Raw genomic sequence first — 25,579 nt, 5'->3', positions numbered from 1 at the left:
TCTTCTGCGTTATGTCCCTCATGGCGCAGGGAGCGCACAAAGGGCGGCCAGTCGCCGCCGCCCTCTGTACTCCCGGGCTCTGGCCGCCAAAATCGCCACTTCGTGGTACCTTCGACTTATCCCTGCAGGCTTCGGGTCGGGCCGAGGCAGCGTCCGTGCAAAACACGGCCCTCAGCCCGCATCCATGCGGGCTGCCCCGGCCTTCCGGGAACGTCTCAGCGATTTTGAGGCCACCAACACCGGCAGTTTCAGTCAGCATGGTGAATAAATTAAAGGCAGGCCGCACGAACCGTAGGTCGGATAAGCGTAGCGTCATCCGACAAAAAATCAGTAGCGCACGCACACCGATTTGGTTTCGCACCAGTCGTCCAGCCAGTCCGGACCAAAATCGCGCCCGGTACCGGACTGCTTCATTCCGCCGAACGGCAGGTTGGCATCGATAAGCGTATGGCTGTTAACCCATACCGTACCGGCCTGCAGGCGATCGGTATAGTTCAGCGCCTGGGTCAGGTCACGGGTCCAGACGCTGGCGGTAAGACCGAAATCACTGTCGTTGGCTAAACGTAGCGCCTCTTCGCCATCGGCGACGCGCACCAGGTTTACCACCGGGCCGAACACCTCTTCGCGATTCAGGCGCAGCCCGGCATCCGGATTAATCACCAGCGTCGGCGCAATATAAAAACCGTTGCCATTTGGCCCAACGTTACCGCTAATCAGCTCGGCGTTTTGTTGACGCGCTTCATCCAGATAAGCGGCCACTTTGGCGCAGTGCGCCTGCGACACCACCGGGTTAATCTGCGTCGTTTCAACCATTCCCGGCCCCACCTGCAGCGATTTCACCGCCTGCTCAAAGCCAGCGACCAGGTTATCAAACAGCGGCGCTTCTATATAGATCCGCGAACTGGCGGCGCATACCTGCCCCTGATTGAGGAAACTTCCGGTCATCAACCCTTCAATCACCCACTGCGGATCGGCATCTTTCAGCACGATGGCCGGGTTTTTGCCGCCGAGTTCAAGGGTTACGCGGGTCAGACGGTCAGCTGCCGCGCGGGCAATATGCTTGCCGGTGGCGGTCGAACCGGTAAAACTCACTTTCGCCACCTGCGGATGGGTGGTTAAGGCGGCGCCGCACTCGCCGCCGCTGCCGGTGACGACGTTAAAGACGCCATCCGGGATCCCGGCTTCCGTTGCCAGCTCCGCTACCCGTAGCAACGTTAACGGCGTCGTCTCGGAGGGTTTAATCACAATTGAACAGCCGGAAGCCAGCGCCGGCATCACTTTCCACATGCCGATCATCAGCGGGAAGTTCCACGGAACAATCCCCGCCACTACCCCAACCGGCTCTTTACGGGTCCACGCCTGATAGCGCGCGCCTTCCGGGAACGGAATGGAAACGTCCAGCGTACGGCCGCTGATTTTGGTGGTCAGCCCGGCGGTGTAGCGCATCCAGTTGAGGGTGCAACCGACTTCAAACGCGCGCGAAATATTGATCGACTTCCCCTGTTCAAGGGTTTCGAGCTGCGCTAGCTCTTCACCATGCTGTTCCACCAGATCGGCGAAACGCAGCAGGATCCGCTCGCGGTCGGCCGGCGTGCGCCCGGCCCAGCTCCGGGCGACAAAAGCGCGCCAGGCGGACATCACCGCGCGGTCAACGTCGGCGGCATTAGCATCTGCCGTAGTGGCAATCGCCTGGCCGGTGGCCGGGTCACAGACGGTTAAGCGTTTTTCACTCTGCGCCGCCTGCTGGTTGCCATCAATATATAAGCCATGCTGTCTGTCGAGAAACTGCTGTACGCTGGCGAGCAGCGCGACCTGTGATGTGGACATGCGACTTCCTTATTGTTCGCGGATAGTGAACACAGTCTAGGACGGGTCAGCCATTTGCGCTTTTTTCTCTGTGACAATCGTTGTTGCCGCTGTGACAGGTCCCGCAATTAAGCACCCAGAAAGGCGGTGAAATGTGCCGCAGGTAATAGTTCTTTCATATACTCCACGCTGCGCTCTTGCCACTCACGGCATAAATGCAACAATGCAGAAACATTATTATTACAAGGTGCAGACAATGGCGACGGTAGAAAGCGGGCAGGACTATCAGCGTTGGTTAGCGAAGATTAATCAGGTATGCGGCCATTTTGCCGCCCGTCCGCTGGGCGACGAATTCCATGGCGAGATTGATGCAAGCTATACCGGTAGTCTCAAAGTCAGTACCGTCACCGCCCGCGGCGTCAATCTTTACCGCACCCGTAACGAAATCAAACGCGACAACGACGCCTGGTTCTATACCGTTTTTCAGCTCGAAGGCCAGGCGGCTATCGAGCAGGACGAGCGCCAGGTGGCGCTCGAAGCCGGCGATATCACGCTCATTGATGCCTCGCGCCCCTGTTCTATCTTCTGGCAACACACGTCAAAACAGGCTTCGCTGCTGCTGCCCCGCCAGCTCGTGGAAAGCCAGCTGCACGGCGGCGACATCAGCATCGCCACCCGGCTGAATAAAATGCTGCCGATGGTCCAGCTCAGCCAGCGGTTGCTGCAAGAAAGTTTACGCAGCCCGGCGCTCTCAGAAAGCGAAGGCGAAGCGGCGCTGGAGGCTATCATCTGCCTGTTACGCCCAATGCTGCTGCAACAGGACGCGCCGCCGACGCGCCGCGACAAGCAATTTCAAAAGATCATGGCGTTGATAGATGAGTCAATACAGTCGGAACAGCTGCGTCCGGAGTGGCTGGCCGGGGAAACCGGCATGTCGGTACGCAGCCTGTACCGCCTGTTTGCCGATAAGGGTCTGGTGGTCGCGCAGTATATTAAAAACCGGCGTCTTGACCTGTGCGCCCGGGCGTTACAAAACGCGCACGACGAAGAGAAACTGGCGGGAATTGGCTACAGTTGGGGCTTTAGCGACCATAGCCATTTTTCAACGGCGTTTAAGCAGCGCTTCGGCGTGTCGCCTGGCGAATACCGCAAGCGCTATCGTTAACTATTTGCGCAACCATTTACCGTTAATCCCCTGCACATATTCTCCCGGCTGTGCGCGGGCGACCAGTTTCTGTCCGGCCATTTTCGCCACCTCATCCACCGGCAGATTATTGTCGTCCGCCAGTTGCTGGTAGCTTTCGCTGCGCGCGGCATTAATCTGTTTAACTAACGCCAACGTCTGCGCATCCTGTTTCAGCGGCGCCAGATAGCCGTTCAGCGTCTCCCCCACTCGACCCTGCGCCCGCGCCTCATTCAAGGTCAGCGCCAGCGCCGGGCTACTCAACAGCATTAACGCCAGGGTGGCAGTCAGCAGTCGTTTTCTCATTATCGCCTCAGAACAGATCGCTACGTGACTTCAGCAAATTTTCGACATCCTTATCCACCTTAATATGAATCTCATGCTCAATTTTGACATTCATATTGATGGTGATCGGCTCCTTGGACGCGGCGATTTCAATACGCGGCGTACAGCCTGCCATCAGCAGGGTCGCCAGCGCCGCGGCGAACAGTTTTATCATTTTGATTCCTTACATGTATCCGTACAGCGCGGAGCGGGCAGTTTCGCATTCTGCTCAAGCCATGCCTGCAAATTATCGCCGAAGCGCAAGCTGCGCCACAGATCGAAAATATTCTCTTCATGGGTATAGTTTAAATGCACGGTGCTGCTTTTTCCGTCCACCCGGCTGGTGCCGCTAATCGCCGCGCTCATCGTCAGCTTACCGAGATTATCAAGGTTGATGCGCGTCCATGATTTCGAGACTTCCATGTAGCGTAGCCAGTTAATTGCCGCGCCGGCGGAGACGTTATCGGCCACCAACGCATCGGCGGTGTCTTTATCCAGCCGCAGGGTCATCGGGCCGGGGTTGCTAAACCAGCCGTCTTTAATGATCCATTTATCGTTGTTCAGCCATAACGGTAACGCGCCGTTAAACGCGCCAGAGACCGCAAATTGTTTTACTTTGATGGCGCTTATCAACTCACTGCTGGAGATATTCTGCAGACGCAGCAGCGCCGGTTGATGCTGCGGCATTCTTAGCTGCTGCATGGACAGCTTGCCGCCAAGGATATCAACATTAACGTTGCTCAATTCCAGCGGATCCTGCTCGCTCCAGGGCCATGTTCCCTGGAGATCGGCACTCAGGTTTTTGGCGGTGAACTGGTTGACGATTTCGCCAATACGCAGTGAAACCGGACGGCGGGTACCGAGCTGCCAGCTCCCGCCGCTGAAACGGAATGGCAGAACAAAGTCGACGCCGTTGATCTGGTTGTCCGGCATCCAGGCGCTACCGCCTTTTAAGACGCCATGGCCCCCGGCCTCAAAGCCCTGCCCGGCTGCCGCGGAGAACGCCACCTGCGCATACATATCACCTTCACGCAGGGTCATTTTCCAGTCCGGCGGAATCAGCGGCTGGAATACGCTTAGCGCCTGTTTCGGCCACCATGCCTGGCCACGCAAGCGTTCGCCGTCCCAACGGCCGGTCAGACGAATCGGGCCGATTTTCTCCGCGTGCAATGAGCCGTTAAACAGGAACCAGGTCGGATCGCGGCCATCAATATTGAATTTGAGCGTTGACGGCGGCAGAACGCTGCCGCCGCTGAAGGTGGTTTTACCGGCATCCAGCGACAACGTGCCGCTGAATTTTGGATGCTGTTCATTGCGCAGCCAGTGAATGGGTTTATCGAGGGTCAGGCGCGGCGTGCTGACCAGCATGGTGCCGTACTGTAGCTTATCGAACCCGGTCGACAGGCTGTTAAGAATAATGGCGCTGTCCCGCCACTCGCCGGCGCCCTTCACATCCCAGCGCGCCTGCATCGGCGTAAAGTGACCATCTCCCCAGTATCGCCACGACCAGCGACCGCGGTCGGGCATAAAGTTGTCGGCCTGCCCATCCAGGTGCAGGATGAAATCGCCCATTTCCTGTTCGTGGGCGCGCAGTATCGCCTGCAGGCGGCCATCCACCCCCTGCTGAGTCACTTTCACTCCCGCCAACGGCAGGCGGATCTCATCGATATTCAGCGAGTCAATCACCCGCCCGCGCGAGCGCAGCAGCGCGCCGGGATGAAAAGCCAGCTCCGGCGTCGTTAGCGGCCCACTGAGTTTGGCGGGCAGCACGGCGTAAAAAATCATATCGTCGAGCTTGGCTTCGCCGGTCAGGCTGAGCGGCATGTCGCTGTGATCCATGCTTAGCTTACCTGGGCCAATGTTCAGCACGGCGTTCCCCTTACCCGCTTCACCGTGCGTTAACACATTGAGCCGGCCGCTGATTTCCATCTCTTCGGTGCCTTTTTGCCAGTCGCCAACCGATAGCGCCACCCGCCCGCTAAGCGGATAGCCGGCATAAACCGCGTTCCAGCGCCCGTCGCTGATGGTGATACGTTCCGGGGTGATCTCCCAAGGCAAATCCAGCATCGGCTCAACCTCACCGCGCGGCGTGACCAGCAGCTGGCCGCGATTTTTCTGCCATTCCAGTTCCGCATCCACCAGACCCGGCGTTTGCGGGAATTCGAAAGTGCTGACCAGATGACCATCGACCGGTAGGCCATCCGGCACCAGCGGCATTTCGAATTCACCAACCAGCTTAACCGGCGCCTGATCTTCCACCAGCCGCGCGCTGAAATTGCTGACCGTTAAGGTCTGGCCGCGCAGTTTCGCCTGTAGTGTGACCTCTTTGCCTGAATAACCGATATCCTGCTGCCCAGGCGTCAACGACATCACCAGTTTTCCCTGCCATTTTTCCCACGGCGACAGGCGCAGATTGTCGATAGTTAACCAGCTATACGGCAGCATCGATTGCCACTCGGCGAGGGTTCGCGGCGCGCCGGAGAGCGGCTCGCTGGCGGGGATCTTAGCCAGGCAGGCGCTATTGATATCCAGTTCACTCAGGTGTAACCGCCAGCGGCTGGGACGGGTAAGACGCGCGTTGCTGACGCGAGCAATTTCACAATCGCCCACCAGGTAGCGTAAATCGGGGATAACCAACGAGGAGCGCGTCAGGCGCGGACTTTCGCCAAGCGAGATCCGCGTGCCAACCGGCAGCCAGATACCCGCCAGCGTCGGAACCCAATGCGTTAATGTGGCCAGCAGGGCCAACGGCAGCAAAATTAGAGCTAATAACAGCGCAAGAGCGGCTTTATATTTACCCTTCATGGGCAGTCAAATCCTGATTCTAAGTAAAAGCCGATAAGCGCCTATTGTGGCACGTTCGACCCGCGAGTGAAAGTTAACGTCCAGATTAAGGATAGCCGCACTCATTTCTGCTGAAAAAATATTTAGTCTTCGTTTAAATTATGCCTGCGACACTTGGAAAAACAGGTAATAAGGAGCCGTTATTCCGTGGAGCTCATTATCTCGCTGATCGAACGCGCGCAGAGCCACTATTCATTGGTATTACTGATTGTTTTCCTGCTGACCTTCAGTAAATCCTGCGCCCTCATCTCATTTGTGATCCCCGGGACCTCCGGTTTGCTGGTGCTCGGGGCGTTGGCGTCAACCAGTATCGGTCATTTCTTGCTAATGTGGCTAAGCGCCAGCCTCGGCGCAATCGGCGGATTCTGGCTCTCATGGCAAATTGGCCGTCGCTATCAGCATCATCTGCAGCGTCTGCGCTGGCTCGGCGCCGAACGAGTGCTGCGCAGCCAGCTATTCCTGCGCCGTCACGGCGGTTGGGCGGTATTCTTTGGCCGCTTTCTGTCGCCGCTGCGAGCAACGTTACCGCTGGTTACCGGTGCCAGCGGTACGCCGCTATGGCGTTTTCAGGTGGCCAACGTTGCATCGGGTTTACTCTGGCCATTGATCCTGCTGGCGCCGGGAGCATTTAGCCTCAGTTTTTGGTGAAACGTATTGTCTTTTAAAGAGATTTCTTAAGACTGCGATATGCTCTAGAATTAATATCATAACCTGATGATTAAACTAATTTTTAATATTTGTAAGATTATTTTAATTATGCTACCGTGACGGTATTATCACTAGAGGAAAGCCTTATGAAAATCGCTGTTTATAGTACCAAGCAGTACGATAAAAAGTATCTGCAGCATGTTAACGACGCATACGGCTTTGAACTGGAATTTTTCGACTTCCTGCTGACCGAAAAGACCGCAAAAACGGCCAACGGTTGTGAAGCGGTATGTATCTTCGTTAACGACGACGGTAGCCGTCCGGTGCTGGAAGAGCTAAAAGCCCACGGCGTGAAATACATCGCGCTGCGCTGCGCCGGGTTTAACAACGTCGATCTTGATGCGGCTAAAGAGCTGGGTCTGCGCGTCGTGCGCGTTCCGGCCTACTCGCCGGAAGCCGTAGCAGAACACGCTATCGGTATGATGATGTCCCTGAACCGCCGTATCCACCGTGCTTACCAACGTACCCGCGATGCCAACTTCTCGCTGGAAGGGCTGACCGGCTTCACCATGTACGGTAAAACCGCGGGAGTGATCGGCACCGGCAAAATCGGCGTCGCGACGCTGCGGATCCTTAAAGGTTTCGGTATGCGCTTGCTGGCGTTTGATCCCTATCCGAGCGCGGCGGCGCTGGATCTCGGCGTTGAATATGTCGACCTGCCGACGCTGTACGCGCATTCCGACGTTATCTCACTGCACTGCCCGCTTACCGACGAAAACTATCACCTGCTCAATCAGGCAGCCTTCGATCAGATGAAAGACGGCGTGATGGTCATTAATACCAGCCGCGGCGCGCTAATCGATTCTCAAGCGGCTATCGACGCGCTGAAGCATCAGAAAATCGGCGCGCTGGGAATGGACGTGTATGAAAATGAACGCGATCTGTTCTTTGAAGATAAATCGAACGATGTCATTCAGGATGACGTGTTCCGCCGGCTCTCCGCCTGCCACAACGTGTTGTTTACCGGCCACCAGGCGTTCCTGACGGCTGAAGCGCTGATCGGTATTTCCGAAACAACGTTGAGTAATCTTCAGCAGGTTGCTAAGGGCGAAACCTGCCCGAACGCACTGGTCTAAGCTTCTTTCCCCTTTTGTGCTCCCCGTTAGCGGGGGGCACATTCAGACAATCCCCACAGATCCTGCCTGCATTACAGTTACACTGTTTTTCGTTTTATTGATATGACAAATGTTTTGGAGTACGAATGAATAAGTTTGCTGCACTGCTGGCGGCGGGAATGCTGCTATCGGGCTGCGTATACAACAGCAAAGTTTCTACCAATGCCGAACAACTGCAACATCACCGTTTTGTGCTGACCAGCGTTAACGGCCAGGCGCTACCGACAGGCCAGACGCCGCCGCCGGAAATTAGCTTCGGCGAAAAAATGTATGTGTCAGGCACGATGTGCAACGGCTTCAGCGGCCAGGGCAAGCTGTCTGACGGCGAGCTAAAAGTTGAACAGCTGGCGATGACGCGTAAGCTGTGCGCGGATCCGCAACGGAACGCGCTGGATAATACCCTCAGCAAAATGCTGCGCGATGGCGCGCAGGTCGATCTGACGGAGAATCAGCTCACGCTGGCGACCGCCGACCAATCACTGGTGTATAAACTCACCGATTTAATGTAGCGAGACGCGTTGCGTATTAGTAGTTTCCGCAGCTTCCGCCCGCTAAGGCCTGCTCGCTGCAGCGTTTACCATTCGGTAGCGCGCACATGCCAATAGCGCTGCCATCAAGCTGGCGGGCGACGGATAATGAACCGCCAACCATCGCGCAATTCGCCTGGCCGCTGTCGCTCATCGCCGCGCGCATGCCGGGCGGTACGTGTGCCGCGGTGGCTTGTTGCACCGGCTCGTTGCTACAAGCCGACAGTAATAACGCAGCGCACCCCACTAAAAACGCAGCTCGCATCCTCTCCCCCTTTCAGAAACATCTTAGAATAAACAAACTCAAGAATAATAGGCAGCGCAGCGCCTGCCGTCGAGAGGCGAAATACGTATTTATGCGCCTCATTAACATTTTCTAGCAAATTTTCCGCTTAAAGCTTGATCTCGGCAGGCAAAGCGCCTTACCAGCGAGGCTTTCATCCCAGCCCGAAATATTTTCCCGACGAAAAAATCACGGTTGCAGCGACCGGGCGGCATAGTTTGCACATGATGATTGCGGTGCCGGGTGCCTCCCGGTGAATTAGCCAGTTCGAGCTAATTCGCGTGCTAATTTTCGCCAACAGGGAACTGAACTGAACGCTCCGCCGCAGAGGGGAATTCACCGCAGCAAATAAATAGCACGCGATTGCCGGTTGGCTAAAAGCTATTAAATTTAAAAATATATTTTGCTTTGTTTAAGCGATGCATCGCCGGTATCCGTCACTACCTTTTGAGCTCTCTGGTCAGCCACTTTTCTGTTTTTCCGCCAAAAAATTGATCCAAACATAGATAAGGACATTCCCAAGGACACAAATGCGAAAATGGTCGCGGCGGGCGTTTGCTAAAATATGGAAATAACAACAGGACTCGTCGCCGTTTCACGAGTCCCTTCTTTTTGCGCAATGTAAGGGTGTCTTCTTATGATTACGATTGACGGTAATGGCGCGGTCGCTTCAGTCGCGTTTCGCACGAGTGAAGTTATCGCCATCTACCCGATTACGCCCAGTTCAACGATGGCGGAGCAGGCTGACGCCTGGTCTGGCGATGGGCTGAAAAACGTCTGGGGCGATGTCCCCCGCGTGGTCGAGATGCAGTCGGAAGCCGGGGCTATCGGCGCCGTGCACGGCGCGCTGCAGACCGGCGCCCTTTCCACTTCCTTTACGTCATCGCAGGGCCTGCTGCTGATGATCCCGACGCTGTATAAATTGGCCGGCCAGTTGATGCCATTTGTCCTGCACGTAGCCGCCCGCACCGTGGCTACCCACGCCCTGTCAATTTTCGGCGATCATTCCGACGTGATGGCCGTGCGCCAGACCGGCTGCGCGATGCTGTGCGCCAGCAGCGTCCAGGAAGCGCAGGACTTCGCGCTGATTTCCCATATCGCCACGCTGCAAAGCCGGGTGCCGTTTATCCATTTTTTTGATGGTTTCCGCACCTCGCACGAAATCAACAAAATCGCGCCGCTGGCGGATGACACCATTCGTTCCCTGCTGCCGCAGAATAAAATCGCCGAGCATCGCCAACGCGCCCTTAACCCGGAGCATCCGGTCATTCGCGGCACCTCCGCCAATCCGGACACTTATTTCCAGTCCCGTGAAGCGACCAACCCGTGGTACGACGCGGTATACGAACACGTTGAAACGGCGATGAATGATTTCGCCGCCGCCACCGGTCGCCAGTACAAACCGTTCGAATTTTACGGTCACCCGCAGGCGGAACGGGTAATTGTCATCATGGGGTCCGCTATCGGCACCTGTGAAGAGGTCGTGGATGAACTGCTGAGCCGTGGGGAAAAAGTCGGCGTGCTGAAAGTTCGCCTCTATCGCCCGTTCTCCGCCACGCATCTGCTGCAGGCGCTACCGGAGAGCGCCCGCGCGGTTGCCGTACTGGATCGCACCAAAGAACCTGGCGCGCTTGCCGAACCGTTGTATCTCGACGTGATGACCGCGCTGGCGGAAGCCTTCAACCGCGGCGAGCGCGAAACGCTACCACGTACTATCGGCGGCCGCTATGGTCTCTCGTCCAAAGAGTTTGGCCCGGAATGCGTGCTGGCCATCTTTAATGAATTACAGGCCGCACAGCCAAAACCCCGCTTTACCGTGGGCATTTATGATGATGTGACTAACCTTTCGCTGCCGCTGGCGGAAAATACGCTACCGGCGGAAGCGAAGCTGGAAGCGCTGTTTTACGGCCTCGGTAGCGACGGTAGCGTCTCGGCGACCAAGAACAATATCAAGATTATTGGCAACTCCACGCCGTGGTTCTCACAAGGCTATTTTGTCTATGATTCGAAGAAGGCCGGCGGCCTGACCGTCTCGCACCTACGCGTCAGCGAAAAACCGATCCGCTCGTCGTATCTGATCTCGCAGGCCGATTTCGTCGGCTGCCACCAACTGCAGTTTATCGATAAATATCAGATGGTAGAGCGGTTGAAGCCCGGCGGCATTTTCCTGCTCAATACCCCCTACAGCGCTGATGAGGTATGGTCCCGCCTGCCCCAGGAAGTACAGGCCGCGCTGAATCAAAAGCAGGCGCGCTTTTATGTCGTTAACGCGGCGAAAATCGCCCGTGAGTGCAGCCTTGGCGCGCGCATCAACACCGTTATGCAGATGGCCTTTTTCCATTTAACCCAAATCCTGCCGGGCGACAGCGCGCTGGCCGAACTACAGGGTGCGATTGCCAAAAGCTACAGCAGCAAAGGCCAGGAGCTGGTGGAACGCAACTGGCAGGCGCTGGCGCTGGCCCGCGAATCGCTGGCGGAAGTGCCGCTGCAGCCGGTTAACGCCAGCAGCCCCAACCGTCCACCAGTGGTCTCCGATGCCGCGCCGGACTTTGTCAAAACCGTCACCGCGGCGATGCTTGCCGGTCTTGGCGATGCGCTGCCGGTCTCCGCGCTGCCGCCAGATGGCACCTGGCCCATGGGCACCACCCGTTGGGAGAAACGCAACATTGCCGAAGAGATCCCGATCTGGAAGGAAGAGCTGTGTACCCAGTGCAACCACTGCGTCGCCGCCTGTCCGCATTCGGCGATCCGCGCCAAAGTGGTCGCTCCACAAGAGATGGAAAACGCGCCAGCCAGCCTGCACTCGCTGGATGTGAAATCCCGCGATATGCGCGGGCAGAAATACGTTCTGCAGGTCGCGCCTGAAGATTGCACCGGCTGCAACCTGTGCGTCGAAGTGTGCCCGGCGAAAGATCGCCAGAATCCGGACATCAAGGCCATCAATATGATGTCGCGCCTTGAGCACGTTGAAGAAGAGAAAGTCAATTACGACTACTTCCTCAACCTGCCGGAAATCGATCGCACCAAACTTGAGCGCATTGATATTCGCACCTCGCAGCTAATTAGCCCGCTGTTTGAATACTCTGGCGCCTGCTCGGGCTGCGGCGAAACGCCGTATATCAAACTGTTGACCCAGCTGTATGGCGATCGGATGTTGATTGCCAACGCCACCGGTTGTTCGTCCATTTACGGCGGCAACCTCCCCTCAACGCCTTATACCACTGACGCTAACGGACGTGGTCCGGCGTGGGCCAACTCGTTGTTTGAAGATAACGCCGAATTCGGCCTGGGCTTCCGCTTAACCGTCGACCAACACCGCCAGCGCGTGATGCGGTTGTTGAGCGAATTTGCCGATAAACTTCCAGCCGAATTGAACGCCGCGCTGCATACGGAAGCGTCGCCGGAAGCTCGCCGCCAACAGGTCGCCGAGCTGCGTCAGGCGCTGACGGGGGTCGAAGGGGCCGAAGAGCTGCTCACCGATGCGGATGCGTTAGTCGAGAAATCAGTCTGGCTTATCGGCGGTGATGGCTGGGCCTATGATATTGGCTTTGGCGGTCTTGACCATGTGCTGAGCCTGACCGAAAACGTCAATATCCTGGTGCTCGATACGCAATGTTACTCCAATACCGGTGGTCAGGCATCAAAGGCGACGCCGCTCGGCGCAGTCACCAAGTTTGGCGAGCACGGCAAACGTAAGGCGCGCAAAGATCTCGGTGTGAGCATGATGATGTACGGTCATGTCTATGTGGCGCAGATTTCGCTCGGCGCACAGCTTAACCAGACGGTGAAGGCGATTCAGGAGGCGGAAGCCTATCCGGGCCCATCGTTGATTATCGCCTATAGCCCATGCGAGGAGCACGGCTACGACCTGGCGCTGAGCCACGACCAGATGCGCCAGTTGACGGCAACCGGCTTCTGGCCGCTGTACCGCTTCGACCCGCGTCGCGCCGATGAAGGCAAGCTGCCGCTGGCGCTGGACTCGCGCCCGCCGTCGGATGCGCTGGCGGAAACGCTGCTCAACGAGCAACGCTTCCGTCGTCTGAACGCCCAGCAGCCGGAAGTCGCCGAGCAGTTGTGGAAGGACGCGGCCGCCGACCTGCAAAAACGCTATGATTTCCTGGCCCAGCTGGCAGGTAAAACGGAGAAACCGGCAACCGAAAGTTAACCCGGCGGACGAAAATCTGGCGCGATAAAAAAAGCCCGAATAGTAAAACTATTCGGGCTTGTCATTTTCCGACAAATTAATCATTCGATATGAATGAGACGGCAACAATATAAATTTTAAATGACAATAAAGGCATATAACCCAGGCAGAATACGATATTCAAACGATGATGTATAATTTTTATTTTATATGCATCCTCACAATATATTCATGCGGAAAATTATCATTACTGTATATTTATTTGCTTTAGAATTTACTTATATTGTAACAATTGATACTTATCATATCAGAATGCGCTCCTTTAGCATGGCCGTACTTCCACCCAGGAAGTTAAAACAAAAATAGTTAAAGGAATATCCAAATGAAAAGAAAAGCACTGGCATTGGTTATCCCGGCATTATTGGCTGCCGGCGCTGCTCACGCGGCAGAAATTTATAATAAAGATGGCAACAAATTAGATCTCTACGGCAAGGTAGACGGTTTACATTATTTCTCCAGCGACTCCAGTAAAGACGGCGACCAGACCTACCTGCGCTTCGGCTTTAAAGGTGAAACGCAAATTAACGATACGCTGACCGGTTATGGCCAGTGGGAATATAACGTTCAGGCTAACAATACTGAAAGCTCTGGCGATCAGGCATGGACCCGTCTGGCGTTCGCCGGGATCAAAGCAGGCGACTACGGTTCATTCGACTATGGCCGTAACTACGGCGTCCTGTACGACGTCGAAGCCTGGACCGATATGCTGCCGGAGTTCGGCGGCGACTCTTACACCTACGCTGACAACTTTATGACCGGCCGCGCCAACGGCGTCGCAACCTATCGTAACAGCGATTTCTTCGGCCTGGTTAACGGCCTGAACTTCGCCCTGCAGTATCAGGGTAAAAACGAAAACCAAGCCAGCCATGAATATAACCCTTCCGCCAGCCAGGAAGGTACCGCCAATGGCGACGGCCGCGATGTTAAAAACTCCAACGGTGATGGCTTCGGTATCTCCTCTACCTATGATTTAGGTATGGGCGTCAGCGTAGGCGCGGCCTACAGCTCTTCTGACCGTACCAACGAGCAGACCCATCAGTCTACCGCGGGCGGTGATAAAGCCGATGCCTGGACCGCAGGCGTTAAATACGATGCGAACAACATCTATCTGGCGACCATGTATTCTGAAACTCGTAACATGACGCCGTACGGCAATCAGAATGGCACCATCGCCAACAAAACCCAGAACTTTGAAGTTACTGCACAGTATCAGTTCGATTTCGGTCTGCGTCCGGCAATTTCCTACCTGCAGTCCAAAGGTAAAGATCTGGTTTACGGCGGTCAGTACTCCGATAAAGATCTGGTTAAATATATGGATGTCGGCGCGACCTATTACTTCAACCGTAATATGTCCACCTACGTTGATTACAAAATCAACCTGCTCGACGGCAATGACGACTTCTATAAAGACAACGGTATTTCTACCGACAATATCGTAGCGCTGGGTCTGGTATATCAGTTCTAATGCTTGCGCCCGCCGCTCGCGGCGGGCATTTCACTTCAACCGCCAATAAAATAGCGGTTCCCGTAGCAATTTGTGATTCACGCTGTAGTAGAACCTCAATCCTGATGGCATACTGTTTTGGTGGTTATTAAAACAGGAGGTTTTATGAGTAGAATGATTCTGGTACCCATCGATATTTCTGATAAAGAATTTACGCAACGTGTGATCCGCCACGTTGAATCCGAAGCTCGCGTCGATGACGCGCAGGTGCATTTCCTGACCGTTATCCCTTCGCTACCCTACTACGCCTCCCTGGGCATGGCCTATACCGCTGAACTGCCGGCTATGGATGAACTACGCGCTGAATCGGAAGCGCAACTGCGCGAATTAGCCAAAGGCTTCGCCATTCCGGAAGACAGAATGCATTTCCACGTTGCCGAGGGCTCGCCAAAAGATAAGATTCTGGCGCTGGCTAAATCGCTGCCCGCCGACTTGGTCATTATCGCCTCGCATCGCCCGGACATTACTACCTATCTGCTCGGCTCTAACGCCGCGGCGGTGGTGCGCCATGCCGAGTGCTCGGTGCTGGTCGTCAGGTAATCCCAAGCCCGCCGCCCGGCGGGCTTTATGCACTCGACCTTCTCAAGGGACATATTCCGTATGTCGGAGGTGCATGGTTTTTTTGCAAGAATACCTACAACCCCACCAGCAAACGCTCCCTCACAATAAGAGATCTACTTTTCAACCTGTAATCTGAACAAGATTTTAATGCACTTGCGCACTGTGCATGAGTGCGGTAAAATGACCACATAAAGGATCAGGGAGGTTTAAATGGAATGCAGAATCACATAGGTAGCTTTCGTGATGTATGGTTGGAAGAGTTTTTTTTGCACTCGGCACCACATAAAAAAATTCCTCCAGACATACATACCACGCTAGCTCGCAAACTCGATATCATCAATGCCGCCGTTACCTATCTGGATTTACGCTCGCCACCTGGTAATAGATATGAAGAGCTAAACGGCAAATTGGAAGGTTATTCGTCAATTAGAATTAACCAGCAGTACCGCTTAATATTTAAGTGGGTGGATGGAAAAGCGGAAGACCTTTACCTGGATCCTCACAAGTACTAAATAAGGGTGCCAGTTGCAGCTGGCGCCTTTTGAAACTCAAAAACCTCAAGGAATACTATGAAACAGGCAACCAGAAAACCAACTACCGTAGGTGACATCCTGCAGTTTGAATACCTGGAGCCGCTAGATTTAAAAATCAACGAACTTGCGGAAATGATACATGTGCATCGTAATAGTGTAAGTGCATTAGTTAACAACAACCGCAAACTAACTACTGACATGGCATTTCGCCTGTCTAAAGCCTTCAATACCACCGTTGATTTCTGGCTTAACCTTCAGGCTGCTGTAGATTTGTGGGAGGTGGAGAATGACACCCGCGCGCAGGAAGAGTTTAGCCGCATTGTTCCTGCCTCGAAATTTATCGCCAGCAAAGCTGATAAGAAAGTCGCCTGATTCCCCGCGAGCCCGCTTAACTGCGGGCTTTTCAAATGGCGAGCAAAAACCGTACTACTCACACAGCCGCAGAGGAAGCCGTTGGGAGGCAGCAGTAAAACGCGCTGGCATTCGGCGCAAGAATCCGTACCATACGCGGCATACTTTCGCTTGCTGGCTGCTGTCGGCTGGCGTAAACCCGTCTTTTATAGCCATTCAGATGGGGCATGAAAACGCACAGATGGTGTACGAAGTTTACAGTACATGGATTGAAGAGATGAACGGCGACCAGCTTTCAATGCTGAATTCCCGGCTTGGGCTTTAAATCATATTGTCCCCTATATGCCCCTTTAGTTTCAGAGAACGTTAATAATGCAAGATAATCAGCAAGTTACAAAGAAAGAAAAATACAACATCGACAAACTGCAGAAACGACTGCGTCGCAATGTCGGTGAGGCGATCGCCGACTTCAACATGATTGAAGATGGCGACCGTATTATGGTCTGTCTTTCCGGTGGTAAAGACAGCTATACCATGCTGGAAATTCTGCGCAGCCTGCAAAAAAGCGCGCCTATTTCTTTCTCGCTGGTGGCCGTTAACCTCGATCAGAAACAGCCGGGCTTCCCGGAGCACATTCTGCCGGCGTATCTGGAACAGCTGGGCGTTGAATATAAGATTGTCGAAGAGAATACTTACGGCATCGTTAAAGAGAAAATCCCGGAAGGCAAAACCACTTGCTCACTGTGTTCTCGTCTGCGTCGCGGCATTCTCTACCGTACGGCGACCGAACTGGGCGCGACCAAAATCGCGCTCGGCCATCACCGCGACGATATCCTGCAGACGCTGTTCCTCAACATGTTCTACGGCGGCAAAATGAAAGGTATGCCGCCGAAGCTGATGAGCGATGACGGCAAACATATCGTTATCCGCCCGCTCGCCTACTGCCGCGAAAAAGATATCGAACGCTTCTCGCAGGCCAAAGGCTTCCCGATTATTCCTTGTAACCTGTGCGGCTCCCAGCCTAACCTGCAGCGTCAGGTGATCGCCGATATGCTGCGCGATTGGGATAAACGCTATCCTGGCCGTATCGAAACCATGTTTAGCGCAATGCAGAACGTGGTGCCGTCGCACCTGAGCGACGTCAATCTGTTTGATTTTAAATCCATCACACACGGTTCTGCGGTGGTTGACGGCGGCGATCTGGCCTTTGACCGCGAAGAGATCCCGCTGCAGCCTGCGGGCTGGCAGCCGGAAGAAGAAGACGCTCAGTTAGATGAACTGCGTCTGAATGTGGTTGAAGTAAAATAACAGGCAACACGTCTCCGGCAAGCGCCGGAGACCGTCACTTGCCGCCCTTACTTCAGCAAACGTACGCGGCAGGACTTGCCTTTGATCTTGCCGTTTTGCAGCTGCTTATACGCCTTCTGCGCCACGCCCTGACGGATAGCGACATAAACATGCGCGGGATGAACATTGATCTTACCGATATCCGCGCCATCAAACCCCATATCGCCAGTTAACGCCCCCAGCACATCGCCCGGACGCATTTTCGCCTTTTTGCCGCCATCAATACACAGGGTCGCCATTTCCGCCTGCAGCGGCGCAATATGATTACCCGCCGGCGCGTTAACCCAGTTGAGTTTGATCTGCAGCATTTCGGCAAGAATGTTAGCGCGCTGCGCCTCTTCCGGCGCGCAGAAACTAATCGCCAGGCCGCTTTCGCCTGCACGCGCGGTACGCCCGATACGGTGAACGTGAACTTCAGGATCCCACGCCAGTTCAAAGTTAACCACCAGCTCCAGCGATTTGATATCCAGGCCGCGCGCCGCCACGTCGGTGGCGGCCAGCACGCGGGCGCTACCGTTAGCAAAACGCACCAGCGTCTGATCGCGATCGCGCTGTTCCAGATCGCCATGCAGCGACAGCGCGCTCTGGCCGGCAGCGTTTAATGCATCGCACACCGCCTGACAATCACGCTTAGTATTACAAAATACCACGCAGGAAGCCGGCTGATGCTGGCTGAGCAATTTTTGCAGCAGCTTGATTTTACCGCTTTGCGAAACGTCGAAGAACTGCTGTTCAATAGACGGCAGCGCATCAACGCTATCGATTTCAATCGTCTGCGGATCCCGCTGCACCCGCCCGCTGATTGCGGCGATAGCTTCCGGCCAGGTCGCGGAGAACAGTAAGGTCTGGCGCGAAGCTGGCGCATAACGAATCACTTCATCGATGGCGTCGCTAAAGCCCATATCGAGCATCCGATCGGCTTCATCCATAACCAGCGTCTGCAACGCGTCCAGCGATACGGTCCCCTTCTGCAGGTGGTCAAGCAGGCGGCCAGGCGTGGCGACAATAATATGCGGCGCATGCTGTAAGGAATCGCGCTGGGCGCCGAAAGGCTGGCCGCCGCAGAGGGTTAATACTTTAATATTTGGCAAAAAGCGCGCCAGGCGACGCAGTTCGCCAGCAACCTGATCCGCCAGTTCGCGGGTCGGGCACAGCACCAGTGATTGGGTCTGGAACAGACCGGCATCAACGTGCTGTAGCAATCCCAGACTAAAGGCCGCCGTTTTACCGCTGCCGGTTTTCGCCTGTACGCGCACATCCTTTCCGCCCAGGATCGCAGGCAATGCGGCAGCCTGCACTGGCGTCATTGCGTGATATCCCAGTTCGTTAAGGTTGTTCAGTTGAGCTTCGGGCAAAAGGTTCAGTGTTGAAAAAGCGGTCACAATGTTTTCTCGCATTAAAGGGCGGACAATCTGCAGGCGCGTATCCTCGCAGATCTCCGCTCTTGATGCGACAATTTAATCGGGTCATCGTCCGGCGGCGGGTCGGGAAGCGGGTGCGGGCGAGGCCGCGGATCGGGCACCGGCACCGGGTCATTGGGCTCAGGGCCGATGGGTATCGACTGCAAGGACAGCGCCATGTTACGCATATTTTATCCCCTCTCTTTACAGGACTATTCTTTAAGCGTAGAAGTTAGCTGGCAGAGGGCAAAAAAAAAGCCGACTCAATGAAGTCGGCGTCGTACGAATCAATTGTGCTATGCAGTAATTCAAAAAAGGAAGTAAGACAATATGGAGCGCAACGCCCATCGCTTGACGTTGCATTCACCTGCGAGAGAGATATTGCCCTGAATGGGTAGATGGTTTATTGATTTCGCTCAAATATTGCCGGAGTTTCAGCGGCAAAATCGCCTGAAAAGACAATTTCTTACAACCATTTACTACGATGTAACCACCAGGTAACACCACCGATTAGAACAACTAACATTACGCAAAATATCGAAAAGCCAAGATGCCAGCTGTTGCCAGGAATACCGCCAAGGTTGACGCCAAACAGACCGGTCAGGAAGGTGCTGGGCAAAAAAACCATCGCCATCAATGACATCGTGTAAGTCCGCCGCGACAGCGACTCCTGCATGATCTGCGCGATTTCATCGCTCATGATTGCCGTGCGGGCAATGCAGCTGTCAATCTCGTCAAGACCGCGGCCAAGACGGTCGGCAATATCCTGCATCCGCCGACGGTGATCGTCACTCATCCACGGCAGACGCTCACTGGCAAGACGGGCGTAGACATCGCGCTGCGGAGCCATATAGCGGCGCATGACGATAAGCTGCTTTCGCAGTAGCGCCAGAAAACCGCGCGGCGGCACCTGTTGATCAAGCAGGTCATCTTCAAGGTCGATAATCCGGTCGTGCAGCTGTTCAATAAACTCGCTGGCGTGATCGGTCAACGCATCGCAAATTTCCACCAGCCAGCTGCCGCAATCCGTCGGCCCATTGCCTTCCTGCAGATCCCCCAGCACATCATCCAACGCCAGCACCTTACGCTGACGAGTGGAAACGATTAGCCGCTCGTCCATATACAGTCGCATCGCCACCAGTTGATCGGGGCGTTCATCGGTGCTGCCGTTGATACAACGCAAGGTAATCAGCGCGCCATCGCCGATGCGCGTCACGCGCGGGCGCGTGCTTTCACCGGCCAGCGCGTCGCGAACATTATTCGGTAACAACGGCGTAGCGGCTAACCAGTCGGCGCTATCGGTATGGGTATAATTAAGATGTAGCCAGCAGGGACTGCTCTTATCGATAATATCGTCATCAGCCAGCGGCTTTACGCCGCCCTGCCCGTCGAGCACCCATGCAAAGATGGCGTCCGGCACTTTCAGCTCCGAGCCCTTAATCGCGTCCACTGAACCTCCATTAATGCATGCCTGTAAAAAGCGTGAATAATCCATAAGGTACGCTATTCGGCTGCATTTCGCCTCCCGCAATCGTCGCAATCGCCTAACAAATACGCAGCATAGTGCGTTTGGCGACAGTTGATCATATTTGTATTACAATTACATCCGTAATTTTAATGAGGTTTTAGTATGAATATTTATCAAGCCCAGCCCCAGGATGTCGATACCATCCTGCCGCTGTATCTCGCCTATCGACGTTTCTATCAGGTCGAAGAAAATCTCGGCCAGGCGCGGGAGTTCATCCTTAAGCGCCTGCAACTGAATGAGTCGGTCATTTTCTTCGCAGAAATGGACGGCAAAGCGGTGGGCTTTACCCAGCTCTATCCCCTGTTCTGCTCGCTGGAAATGAAGCGCATCTGGTTGCTTTACGATCTGTACGTTGATGAGTCTGCCCGCCAGCACGGCGTGGCGCAGCAGTTGATTGCCCGTGCCGAACAGCTGGCAAAAGAGAGTGATTCCGCATTTATTATGCTCAGCACAGCAACCGATAATACTAAAGCGCAGGCGTTATACGAGCGTAGCGGCTTCGTACGCGATACGGATTTTTACGTCTATAACAAAATGTTGAAGTAAGTTGTTCAGGCCGTCAGAAAGGGAGAACCCGCCATTGGCGGGTTCTTATTCGTTCGTATCAGTCGTCGGCTAATCCACTGTATTAACCTTTGCCGTCGTCTGGGTGGGCACAGGACAGGATTAGTAGCAAGAGTTCATTTTTTCTCTTCCGCATAGCGGCGGGCGTTATCGTGTAAATTAGTGCACATGGTTATTACTCCATTTTTATAAGCAGACTAAGAGCCTATCCCATTAGGGCTATTTTACTTGCCATTTTGAACCAGGGCAGTGCTCGAAATCCTCACGTACTACGTGTACGCTCCGGTTTCTGCGCGCTGTCCGTGTTCAAACTGGCTGCGCCAATTACGCTTACTGGGATAGGCTCTAATCCTAGAAGCTTCCGTCAAATTCGCCACATTTCTGGCTAAAATTTTTCCCAGCCCAGCACCGATGCCCCCAGTAATCCCCCTTCGCGACTAAATTGCCCGGCGACCAGTAGTGGCTCAGCGCTCTTCAGCAGAATCTTTGCCCGCAATGCTGTATCAAGGCGCGCCAGCAGCGTCGTTTCGCCCGCCAGCCCGCCGCCAGCGACGATTTTATGCGGCCCGAGGATATTTACCGCATGAGCCAACGGTTCGCTCACCAGATCAAGCCATACTTCAAGGGTCAACGCCGCTGTCTCTTCTCCGGCCATACCCTGCTTCACGATCTCGACACTGCTTAGCGCCTGACCGCTGAGCAGTTGATGCAGCCGCTGCATCCCTTTTGCACCGCCGAGCGTATCGAGGCAGCCCTGCTGTCCGCAGCCACAGGCCAGCCGCGGCAACTCAATTCCCCGCAGCTGAGTGCGCGTAATGGGTCCGTGCCCCCACTCGGCGCCGATCCCCTGATTGCCGTAGAGAATGTTGCCGTTGATGGCAATCCCCCCGCCGATCCCGCTGCCGAGGATCACGCCCAACACCACCGGCAGATCTTTTGCCGCGCCGAAACGCGCCTCGGCTAAGGTAAAACAGTCAGCATCATTAGCCATCGCCACCGGGCGCCCGAGCTCAGCCTGCAGCGAACGGGTAATATCAATACCGGCGAACGGCGGAATGTTGCTCGACAGAATACGATCGTTGGCAACATCCACCACTCCGGCGCAGGAGAGCGCCAGTGGACTCTGTTCGCTAATCGCATCGCCATATTGCGCGATAATCTCCTGCACAGCGTAGACGAAGGCGGGCCAGGAGCTTAGCGGCATCGCCCGCTGGCGCGGCATAACAAGTTGCCCCGGCGCTGGAGAAACCGCGCTTTTAATAAAGGAGCCGCCAATATCCAGACACAGCACGCTGTTACTCATAGGCGCGAATCCATTAAATCACGCAGGCCATCACCCAGTAGGTTGAAGCCTAATACCGAAAAGACAATAGCCAGCCCCGGCCACAGCGAAATCCCCAGGCTGATGCCAAGGAAGTTACGCCCGTCGCTCATCATTGTCCCCCACTCCGGCATCGGCGGTTGCACGCCCATGCCGAGGAAGGAGAGCGAAGCCGCAGCGAGGATCACCGAGCCGCCGGTCAATGTCGCCTGCACGGTAATCGGCCCCAGGGTATTACGCAGAATGTAGTGAATTATCTGCCGGCGATAGCCAATTCCCAGCGCCCGTGCCGCTTCCATGTACTCCATATTCTTGATGCCCAACGTCAGGTTACGGCTGAGGCGCGCGTAAACCGGCACCGAGAAGATGGCGATCGCCAGCAGCATATTCATCAACCCTGCGCCGAGGACGCTGACCAGCAGGATCGCCAGCACGATGCCGGGAAAAGCGAAAATGACATCCATCACCCACATAATCAGGTGGTCGACACTTTTACCGCACAGGGCGGCGATAATACCCAGAGGTAGCCCCATCAGTAGCGACAGCGCCACGCTGACCACCACTTCAATCAGCGAGATCCTGGCGCCGTAAATGGTGCGGGAAAAGATATCGCGGCCATAGTCATCGGTGCCCAGCCAGTGGTCGGCCGACGGTGCGGAGAGAATATTCAGCAGGTCCTGCGCATAGGGATCGTAGTGGCTTAACCACGGCGCGAAGAGGGCACATACCACGATTAAGGCGACGATGATGCCGCCGAGGGTCAGCGAGGGATGCTCCATCCCCCAGCGCAGGCCGCTGAGTACGCCGCTGCGCGATTTGGCGAGTGAAATTTCCGACATATCAGTCAAACCTTATTTTCGGGTTGATTCTGGCGATAATCATCTCGCCAACCAGGTTCATCACCACCACGCTTGCCACCGTAATCATCGTCACGCCCTGGATAACGGGATAATCGCGATAGCGCACCGAATCCACCAGATAGCGGCCTATCCCCGGCCAGTTAAACACCGACTCGGTCACCACCGCGCCGCCGATCAGGCTGCCGAAGTTGAGTGCGATAATGGTCACGATGGGGATCAGCGCATTACGCAGTGCATGCTTGAAATAGACCTGAAACGGCGCCAGCCCTTTGGCCCGCGCGGTGCGGATATAATCTTCGCCTAACACGTCAACCATACTGGAGCGGGTCATCCGCGACATCACCGCCATCGGGAAAATCCCCAGGCAGACCGACGGCAGGATATAGCTTTTCCAGCCATCCGCGCCCAGCAAAGGCAGCCAGCCCAGCTTCACCGAAAAAGTATCCATGGCGATCAGCGCCAGCCAGAAGTTGGCTATCGACGCGCCGGCTATCGCCACCAGCATCAGCACATGGTCGGCTACATGATTGCGGTAAATGGCCGCGCACATCCCCATGGGAATACCGAGGATCACCGCCATCATCCACGCCAGCAGCGCCAGGCCTAACGTATAAGGAACCCGCTCGCTCATTTCGGCGGAGACCGGCTGGCCGGACTTCAGCGAGGTGCCAAAATCCCCCTTCAGCATTCCGCTGACGAAATGGCCATACTGCACCGCCAGCGGATCGTCCAGGCCGAGGCGCGTATGCATACGGCTGACATCATCCTGGGTGGCCTGCGGCCCGGCCATCAGGCGGGCCGGGTCACCGGGGAGCATCCTGATCGCCAGAAAGACAATCAGCGATGCGCCCAGTAGGATCAGCGGCAAAGAAAGCAGTTTTTTAATCACATAAGCTTTCATAACAACTCCACCCTGACCCCAGCGTTACGGTTTTTGCGCTTCGGTTACGATAATTTCGCCGCCCGGCTCCATCCGCACGCCTTTAATAGTGGCGCGGGTGGCGTACAGATCGTCCTGGAAGTAGAGCATCACATGCGGCGCGTCCTGCATAATGGCCTTTTGCGCCGCCACATATTCGGCGATACGCGCGTTGTCATCCATGGTGGTCGCGGCTTTATCTAACAGCTCATCTACCTGCGGGTTGCGGTAGAAACCAAGGTTAGCCCCGGCCGGCGCGGCGCTCTGTGAGTAGTACAGCGGGCGCAGTTGCAAATCCGAACCATTAAGGCCGGAAGACCAGGAGGCCAGCACCGCATCGGTACGGTTGGCCAACTTTTCCGCCGCCGGGGCAAACGCCGCTTTGCTCCAGACGCCGCTCTCCATCTGCTGGATATTAAGTTTCACGCCAACTTTGCCCCACATCGCCTGCAGGATTTGCGCGGTACGCGCATCCGGTCCCTGCACGGCGATGTTCATCTCAAAGCCCTGCGGGTAACCGGCCTCTTTTAATAGCGCTTTCGCTTTATCGAGATCCCACGGATAGTCGTTGAGGGTTTTATCATATCCTTCGTTCACCGGCGCCAGCGGCGAGTTGGCGGCAGAAGCAAAACCAAACATCACCGCCTTCAGCAGCGCTTCTTTGTCGGTCGCCAGGTTCAGCGCCTGACGAACGCGGACATCATTCAGCGGCTTTTGCTCAACGTTGAGCGCTACCCAGAATACCGACGCTCCCTGCCCCTGCTCCAGCTTCACCTGCGGGTTGCTTTTCAACTGCAGACCAAACTGCGGCGGTACCGGGTTAATCACATCGACCTGGCCGGAAAGCAGCGCCATGTTCATCACCGACGGCTCCGCGCTCCAGGTCCACTTAATCTCATCCGGGCCGTGATTCTCGCCCCAGTATTTCGGGTTTTTCTTCTCCAGCACGTATTCACCGGTTTTATACTCCTGCAGCATATATGGACCGGTACCGTCCGCTTTACGGCCAATGGTGCCGGCTTTCGCCGCCGCCGGGCTCACCATCTTCGCCGAGCCGCCGGTCAACAGATTGAGGAAAGAGGGATAGACCTTCTTCAGCGTAATCTCGACGTTGTTATCATCGATCTTATTCACTGAGGCGATAACGTTGCGCATCCGCGAACTCGCGGCCAGACCGCCTTTTGGGTCGATATGTCGTTCGATATTGGCGACCACCGCATCGGCATTAAACGGCGAGCCATCATGAAAAGTCACGTTTTTACGCAGGGTAAACGTCCAGACTTTACCGTCATCGCTCACCTTCCAGGCAGTGGCCAGTGCGGGCGCTATCTTGAAATCCGGCGATAAATCTACCAGTCCTTCGTACATTGGTTTTAATACAGTATCGGTAAAAGTCGCGGTTTGATCGCCCGGATCCATGCTACGCGGAGGTTCGTTTTGCATTACGTTCAGCGTTGCCGCCTGCAGCGCCGTCGCCCCACCAGCCGCCAGTAAGCCTGCCAGAATGGCAAGTCGATATTTATTCATAATTGCCTTCATCCGTTAACCCCTACCTGTCTGTTATGTCGCCAGTTGTGGCTTTTATGTTGCGATTAGGTTTTCTTTTTACCCAAAACAGAGTCCCATAAATGTGATATTAGCCATGAATAACGTTTAATTAGGTAATAAATTTAACTTATATGTGATGCTTTAGTTAT

General features: G+C 55.2%; 23 protein-coding genes and 1 pseudogene. 12 read left to right on the top strand and 12 right to left on the bottom strand.

Annotated elements, in window-relative coordinates:
* Positions 1 to 327: 327 nt before the first annotated feature.
* Complete coding sequence (locus ABLV07_RS11605) at positions 328 to 1,827, bottom strand: aldehyde dehydrogenase family protein (RefSeq protein ID WP_047038378.1); 1,500 nt, start codon at positions 1,825 to 1,827, stop codon at positions 328 to 330.
* Between the two features lie 235 nt (positions 1,828 to 2,062).
* Between ABLV07_RS11605 and feaR the strand changes: the two genes are divergently transcribed.
* Entirely contained in the window at positions 2,063 to 2,971 is a 909-nt protein-coding gene (gene feaR, locus ABLV07_RS11600) for a transcriptional regulator FeaR (RefSeq protein ID WP_348853296.1), read from the top strand.
* Here feaR and ABLV07_RS11595 read toward each other — a convergent pair whose 3' ends face one another.
* Genes ABLV07_RS11595 through ABLV07_RS11585 form a run of 3 tightly spaced genes read right to left on the bottom strand, consistent with a single transcriptional unit; the run spans position 2,972 to position 6,118 of the window.
* Positions 2,972 to 3,295 carry a YdbL family protein gene (locus ABLV07_RS11595; RefSeq protein WP_015366327.1) on the bottom strand — a complete coding sequence of 108 codons (324 nt, stop codon included), beginning with the start codon at positions 3,293 to 3,295 and terminating at the stop codon, positions 2,972 to 2,974. It lies immediately after the preceding gene.
* A gap of 7 nt (positions 3,296 to 3,302) precedes the next feature.
* Positions 3,303 to 3,488: a YnbE family lipoprotein gene (locus tag ABLV07_RS11590; protein WP_032714641.1), complete on the bottom strand. Its 186-nt coding sequence runs from the start codon at positions 3,486 to 3,488 to the stop codon at positions 3,303 to 3,305.
* The gene (locus tag ABLV07_RS11585) at positions 3,485 to 6,118 is read right to left on the bottom strand and encodes a YdbH family protein (protein ID WP_157195305.1); all 2,634 of its coding nucleotides are present in this window, start codon (positions 6,116 to 6,118) and stop codon (positions 3,485 to 3,487) included. The genes ABLV07_RS11590 and ABLV07_RS11585 overlap by 4 nt, the downstream gene beginning before the upstream one ends.
* Before the next feature lie 186 nt (positions 6,119 to 6,304).
* Here ABLV07_RS11585 and ABLV07_RS11580 point away from each other — a divergent pair, with 186 nt between their 5' ends.
* The 3 genes from ABLV07_RS11580 (at position 6,305) to hslJ (ending at position 8,489) form a co-directional block, all read left to right on the top strand.
* Complete coding sequence (locus tag ABLV07_RS11580; RefSeq protein ID WP_087876943.1) at positions 6,305 to 6,805, top strand: DedA family protein; 501 nt, start codon at positions 6,305 to 6,307, stop codon at positions 6,803 to 6,805.
* A gap of 146 nt (positions 6,806 to 6,951) precedes the next feature.
* Positions 6,952 to 7,941, top strand: coding sequence for a 2-hydroxyacid dehydrogenase (locus ABLV07_RS11575; protein ID WP_087876942.1), 990 nt, complete (start codon positions 6,952 to 6,954; stop codon positions 7,939 to 7,941).
* A gap of 125 nt (positions 7,942 to 8,066) precedes the next feature.
* A complete protein-coding gene (hslJ, locus tag ABLV07_RS11570; RefSeq protein ID WP_151084904.1) occupies positions 8,067 to 8,489 on the top strand; it encodes a heat shock protein HslJ in 423 nt (140 codons plus the stop codon).
* Positions 8,490 to 8,505: 16 nt separating this feature from the next.
* Here hslJ and ABLV07_RS11565 read toward each other — a convergent pair whose 3' ends face one another.
* A complete protein-coding gene (locus ABLV07_RS11565) occupies positions 8,506 to 8,772 on the bottom strand; it encodes a DUF333 domain-containing protein (protein ID WP_032711780.1) in 267 nt (88 codons plus the stop codon).
* A gap of 655 nt (positions 8,773 to 9,427) precedes the next feature.
* Here ABLV07_RS11565 and nifJ point away from each other — a divergent pair.
* The 7 genes and pseudogenes from nifJ to ttcA all read left to right on the top strand — a co-directional run bounded on the left by nifJ (position 9,428) and on the right by ttcA (position 17,251).
* Positions 9,428 to 12,955, top strand: coding sequence for a pyruvate:ferredoxin (flavodoxin) oxidoreductase (nifJ, locus tag ABLV07_RS11560; RefSeq protein ID WP_042894581.1), 3,528 nt, complete (start codon positions 9,428 to 9,430; stop codon positions 12,953 to 12,955).
* 361 nt (positions 12,956 to 13,316) lie between these two features.
* On the top strand, positions 13,317 to 14,459 hold the full coding sequence (gene ompC / locus ABLV07_RS11555; protein WP_042894578.1) for a porin OmpC: 1,143 nt from the start codon (positions 13,317 to 13,319) through the stop codon (positions 14,457 to 14,459).
* A gap of 144 nt (positions 14,460 to 14,603) precedes the next feature.
* Positions 14,604 to 15,038, top strand: a complete 435-nt coding sequence (gene uspF, locus ABLV07_RS11550) for a universal stress protein UspF (protein WP_015366316.1) — start codon at positions 14,604 to 14,606, stop codon at positions 15,036 to 15,038.
* A gap of 236 nt (positions 15,039 to 15,274) precedes the next feature.
* Positions 15,275 to 15,571 (top strand): type II toxin-antitoxin system RelE/ParE family toxin, encoded by a 297-nt coding sequence (locus ABLV07_RS11545; RefSeq protein ID WP_042894575.1) that lies wholly within the window; start codon positions 15,275 to 15,277, stop codon positions 15,569 to 15,571.
* A 57-nt stretch (positions 15,572 to 15,628) separates the two neighbouring features.
* Positions 15,629 to 15,964, top strand: a complete 336-nt coding sequence (locus tag ABLV07_RS11540; RefSeq protein WP_032711784.1) for a HigA family addiction module antitoxin — start codon at positions 15,629 to 15,631, stop codon at positions 15,962 to 15,964.
* Between the two features lie 34 nt (positions 15,965 to 15,998).
* Positions 15,999 to 16,268, top strand: a pseudogene (locus tag ABLV07_RS11535) (tyrosine-type recombinase/integrase); the annotation flags it as partial.
* Between the two features lie 47 nt (positions 16,269 to 16,315).
* Entirely contained in the window at positions 16,316 to 17,251 is a 936-nt protein-coding gene (gene ttcA / locus ABLV07_RS11530) for a tRNA 2-thiocytidine(32) synthetase TtcA (RefSeq protein ID WP_032711785.1), read from the top strand.
* 47 nt (positions 17,252 to 17,298) lie between these two features.
* On the opposite strand, the gene dbpA is transcribed toward ttcA, so the two are convergent.
* The 3 genes from dbpA to zntB all read right to left on the bottom strand — a co-directional run bounded on the left by dbpA (position 17,299) and on the right by zntB (position 20,140).
* A complete protein-coding gene (gene dbpA / locus ABLV07_RS11525; protein WP_063410896.1) occupies positions 17,299 to 18,672 on the bottom strand; it encodes an ATP-dependent RNA helicase DbpA in 1,374 nt (457 codons plus the stop codon).
* A 14-nt stretch (positions 18,673 to 18,686) separates the two neighbouring features.
* Positions 18,687 to 18,869 (bottom strand): hypothetical protein, encoded by a 183-nt coding sequence (locus tag ABLV07_RS11520; protein WP_071596126.1) that lies wholly within the window; start codon positions 18,867 to 18,869, stop codon positions 18,687 to 18,689.
* A 287-nt stretch (positions 18,870 to 19,156) separates the two neighbouring features.
* The gene (gene zntB, locus ABLV07_RS11515) at positions 19,157 to 20,140 is read right to left on the bottom strand and encodes a zinc transporter ZntB (RefSeq protein ID WP_015366313.1); all 984 of its coding nucleotides are present in this window, start codon (positions 20,138 to 20,140) and stop codon (positions 19,157 to 19,159) included.
* Positions 20,141 to 20,320: 180 nt separating this feature from the next.
* Here zntB and ABLV07_RS11510 point away from each other — a divergent pair, with 180 nt between their 5' ends.
* Positions 20,321 to 20,764 carry a GNAT family N-acetyltransferase gene (locus tag ABLV07_RS11510; RefSeq protein ID WP_020078629.1) on the top strand — a complete coding sequence of 148 codons (444 nt, stop codon included), beginning with the start codon at positions 20,321 to 20,323 and terminating at the stop codon, positions 20,762 to 20,764.
* A gap of 403 nt (positions 20,765 to 21,167) precedes the next feature.
* Here the strand turns inward: ABLV07_RS11510 and ABLV07_RS11505 are convergent, their stop codons facing one another.
* The 4 genes from ABLV07_RS11505 to ABLV07_RS11490 are packed head-to-tail and all read right to left on the bottom strand — an operon-like array spanning position 21,168 to position 25,421.
* On the bottom strand, positions 21,168 to 22,085 hold the full coding sequence (locus ABLV07_RS11505; protein ID WP_020078628.1) for an ROK family protein: 918 nt from the start codon (positions 22,083 to 22,085) through the stop codon (positions 21,168 to 21,170).
* Positions 22,082 to 22,942: an ABC transporter permease gene (locus ABLV07_RS11500; RefSeq protein ID WP_015366311.1), complete on the bottom strand. Its 861-nt coding sequence runs from the start codon at positions 22,940 to 22,942 to the stop codon at positions 22,082 to 22,084. The genes ABLV07_RS11505 and ABLV07_RS11500 overlap by 4 nt, the downstream gene beginning before the upstream one ends.
* A 1-nt stretch (position 22,943) precedes the next feature.
* A complete protein-coding gene (locus tag ABLV07_RS11495; RefSeq protein WP_077202982.1) occupies positions 22,944 to 23,864 on the bottom strand; it encodes an ABC transporter permease in 921 nt (306 codons plus the stop codon).
* A 24-nt stretch (positions 23,865 to 23,888) separates the two neighbouring features.
* Positions 23,889 to 25,421 (bottom strand): ABC transporter substrate-binding protein, encoded by a 1,533-nt coding sequence (locus ABLV07_RS11490; RefSeq protein WP_348853297.1) that lies wholly within the window; start codon positions 25,419 to 25,421, stop codon positions 23,889 to 23,891.
* Between the last annotated feature and the right edge of the window lie 158 nt (positions 25,422 to 25,579).

It is taken from the genome of Klebsiella sp. CN_Kp097 (assembly GCF_040064495.1).
Lineage (GTDB): Bacteria > Pseudomonadota > Gammaproteobacteria > Enterobacterales > Enterobacteriaceae > Klebsiella > Klebsiella aerogenes.
This window is presented reverse-complemented; position numbering and strand designations above follow the sequence as displayed.

What these genes read in the sequence shown, in the direction of transcription:
- nifJ (WP_042894581.1), top strand. Translation starts at nt 9,428, where the DNA reads ATGATTACGATTGACGGTAATGGCGCGGTCGCTTCAGTCGCGTTTCGC.
- ABLV07_RS11575 (WP_087876942.1), top strand. Translation starts at nt 6,952, where the DNA reads ATGAAAATCGCTGTTTATAGTACCAAGCAGTACGATAAAAAGTATCTG.
- ABLV07_RS11505 (WP_020078628.1), bottom strand. Translation starts at nt 22,085, where the DNA reads ATGAGTAACAGCGTGCTGTGTCTGGATATTGGCGGCTCCTTTATTAAA.
- uspF (WP_015366316.1), top strand. Translation starts at nt 14,604, where the DNA reads ATGAGTAGAATGATTCTGGTACCCATCGATATTTCTGATAAAGAATTT.
- ABLV07_RS11585 (WP_157195305.1), bottom strand. Translation starts at nt 6,118, where the DNA reads ATGAAGGGTAAATATAAAGCCGCTCTTGCGCTGTTATTAGCTCTAATT.
- feaR (WP_348853296.1), top strand. Translation starts at nt 2,063, where the DNA reads ATGGCGACGGTAGAAAGCGGGCAGGACTATCAGCGTTGGTTAGCGAAG.
- ABLV07_RS11565 (WP_032711780.1), bottom strand. Translation starts at nt 8,772, where the DNA reads ATGCGAGCTGCGTTTTTAGTGGGGTGCGCTGCGTTATTACTGTCGGCT.
- hslJ (WP_151084904.1), top strand. Translation starts at nt 8,067, where the DNA reads ATGAATAAGTTTGCTGCACTGCTGGCGGCGGGAATGCTGCTATCGGGC.
- ABLV07_RS11500 (WP_015366311.1), bottom strand. Translation starts at nt 22,942, where the DNA reads ATGTCGGAAATTTCACTCGCCAAATCGCGCAGCGGCGTACTCAGCGGC.
- ABLV07_RS11540 (WP_032711784.1), top strand. Translation starts at nt 15,629, where the DNA reads ATGAAACAGGCAACCAGAAAACCAACTACCGTAGGTGACATCCTGCAG.
- ABLV07_RS11520 (WP_071596126.1), bottom strand. Translation starts at nt 18,869, where the DNA reads ATGGCGCTGTCCTTGCAGTCGATACCCATCGGCCCTGAGCCCAATGAC.
- ttcA (WP_032711785.1), top strand. Translation starts at nt 16,316, where the DNA reads ATGCAAGATAATCAGCAAGTTACAAAGAAAGAAAAATACAACATCGAC.
- ABLV07_RS11510 (WP_020078629.1), top strand. Translation starts at nt 20,321, where the DNA reads ATGAATATTTATCAAGCCCAGCCCCAGGATGTCGATACCATCCTGCCG.
- ompC (WP_042894578.1), top strand. Translation starts at nt 13,317, where the DNA reads ATGAAAAGAAAAGCACTGGCATTGGTTATCCCGGCATTATTGGCTGCC.
- ABLV07_RS11495 (WP_077202982.1), bottom strand. Translation starts at nt 23,864, where the DNA reads ATGAAAGCTTATGTGATTAAAAAACTGCTTTCTTTGCCGCTGATCCTA.
- ABLV07_RS11605 (WP_047038378.1), bottom strand. Translation starts at nt 1,827, where the DNA reads ATGTCCACATCACAGGTCGCGCTGCTCGCCAGCGTACAGCAGTTTCTC.
- ABLV07_RS11590 (WP_032714641.1), bottom strand. Translation starts at nt 3,488, where the DNA reads ATGATAAAACTGTTCGCCGCGGCGCTGGCGACCCTGCTGATGGCAGGC.
- ABLV07_RS11490 (WP_348853297.1), bottom strand. Translation starts at nt 25,421, where the DNA reads ATGAAGGCAATTATGAATAAATATCGACTTGCCATTCTGGCAGGCTTA.
- ABLV07_RS11545 (WP_042894575.1), top strand. Translation starts at nt 15,275, where the DNA reads ATGCAGAATCACATAGGTAGCTTTCGTGATGTATGGTTGGAAGAGTTT.
- ABLV07_RS11595 (WP_015366327.1), bottom strand. Translation starts at nt 3,295, where the DNA reads ATGAGAAAACGACTGCTGACTGCCACCCTGGCGTTAATGCTGTTGAGT.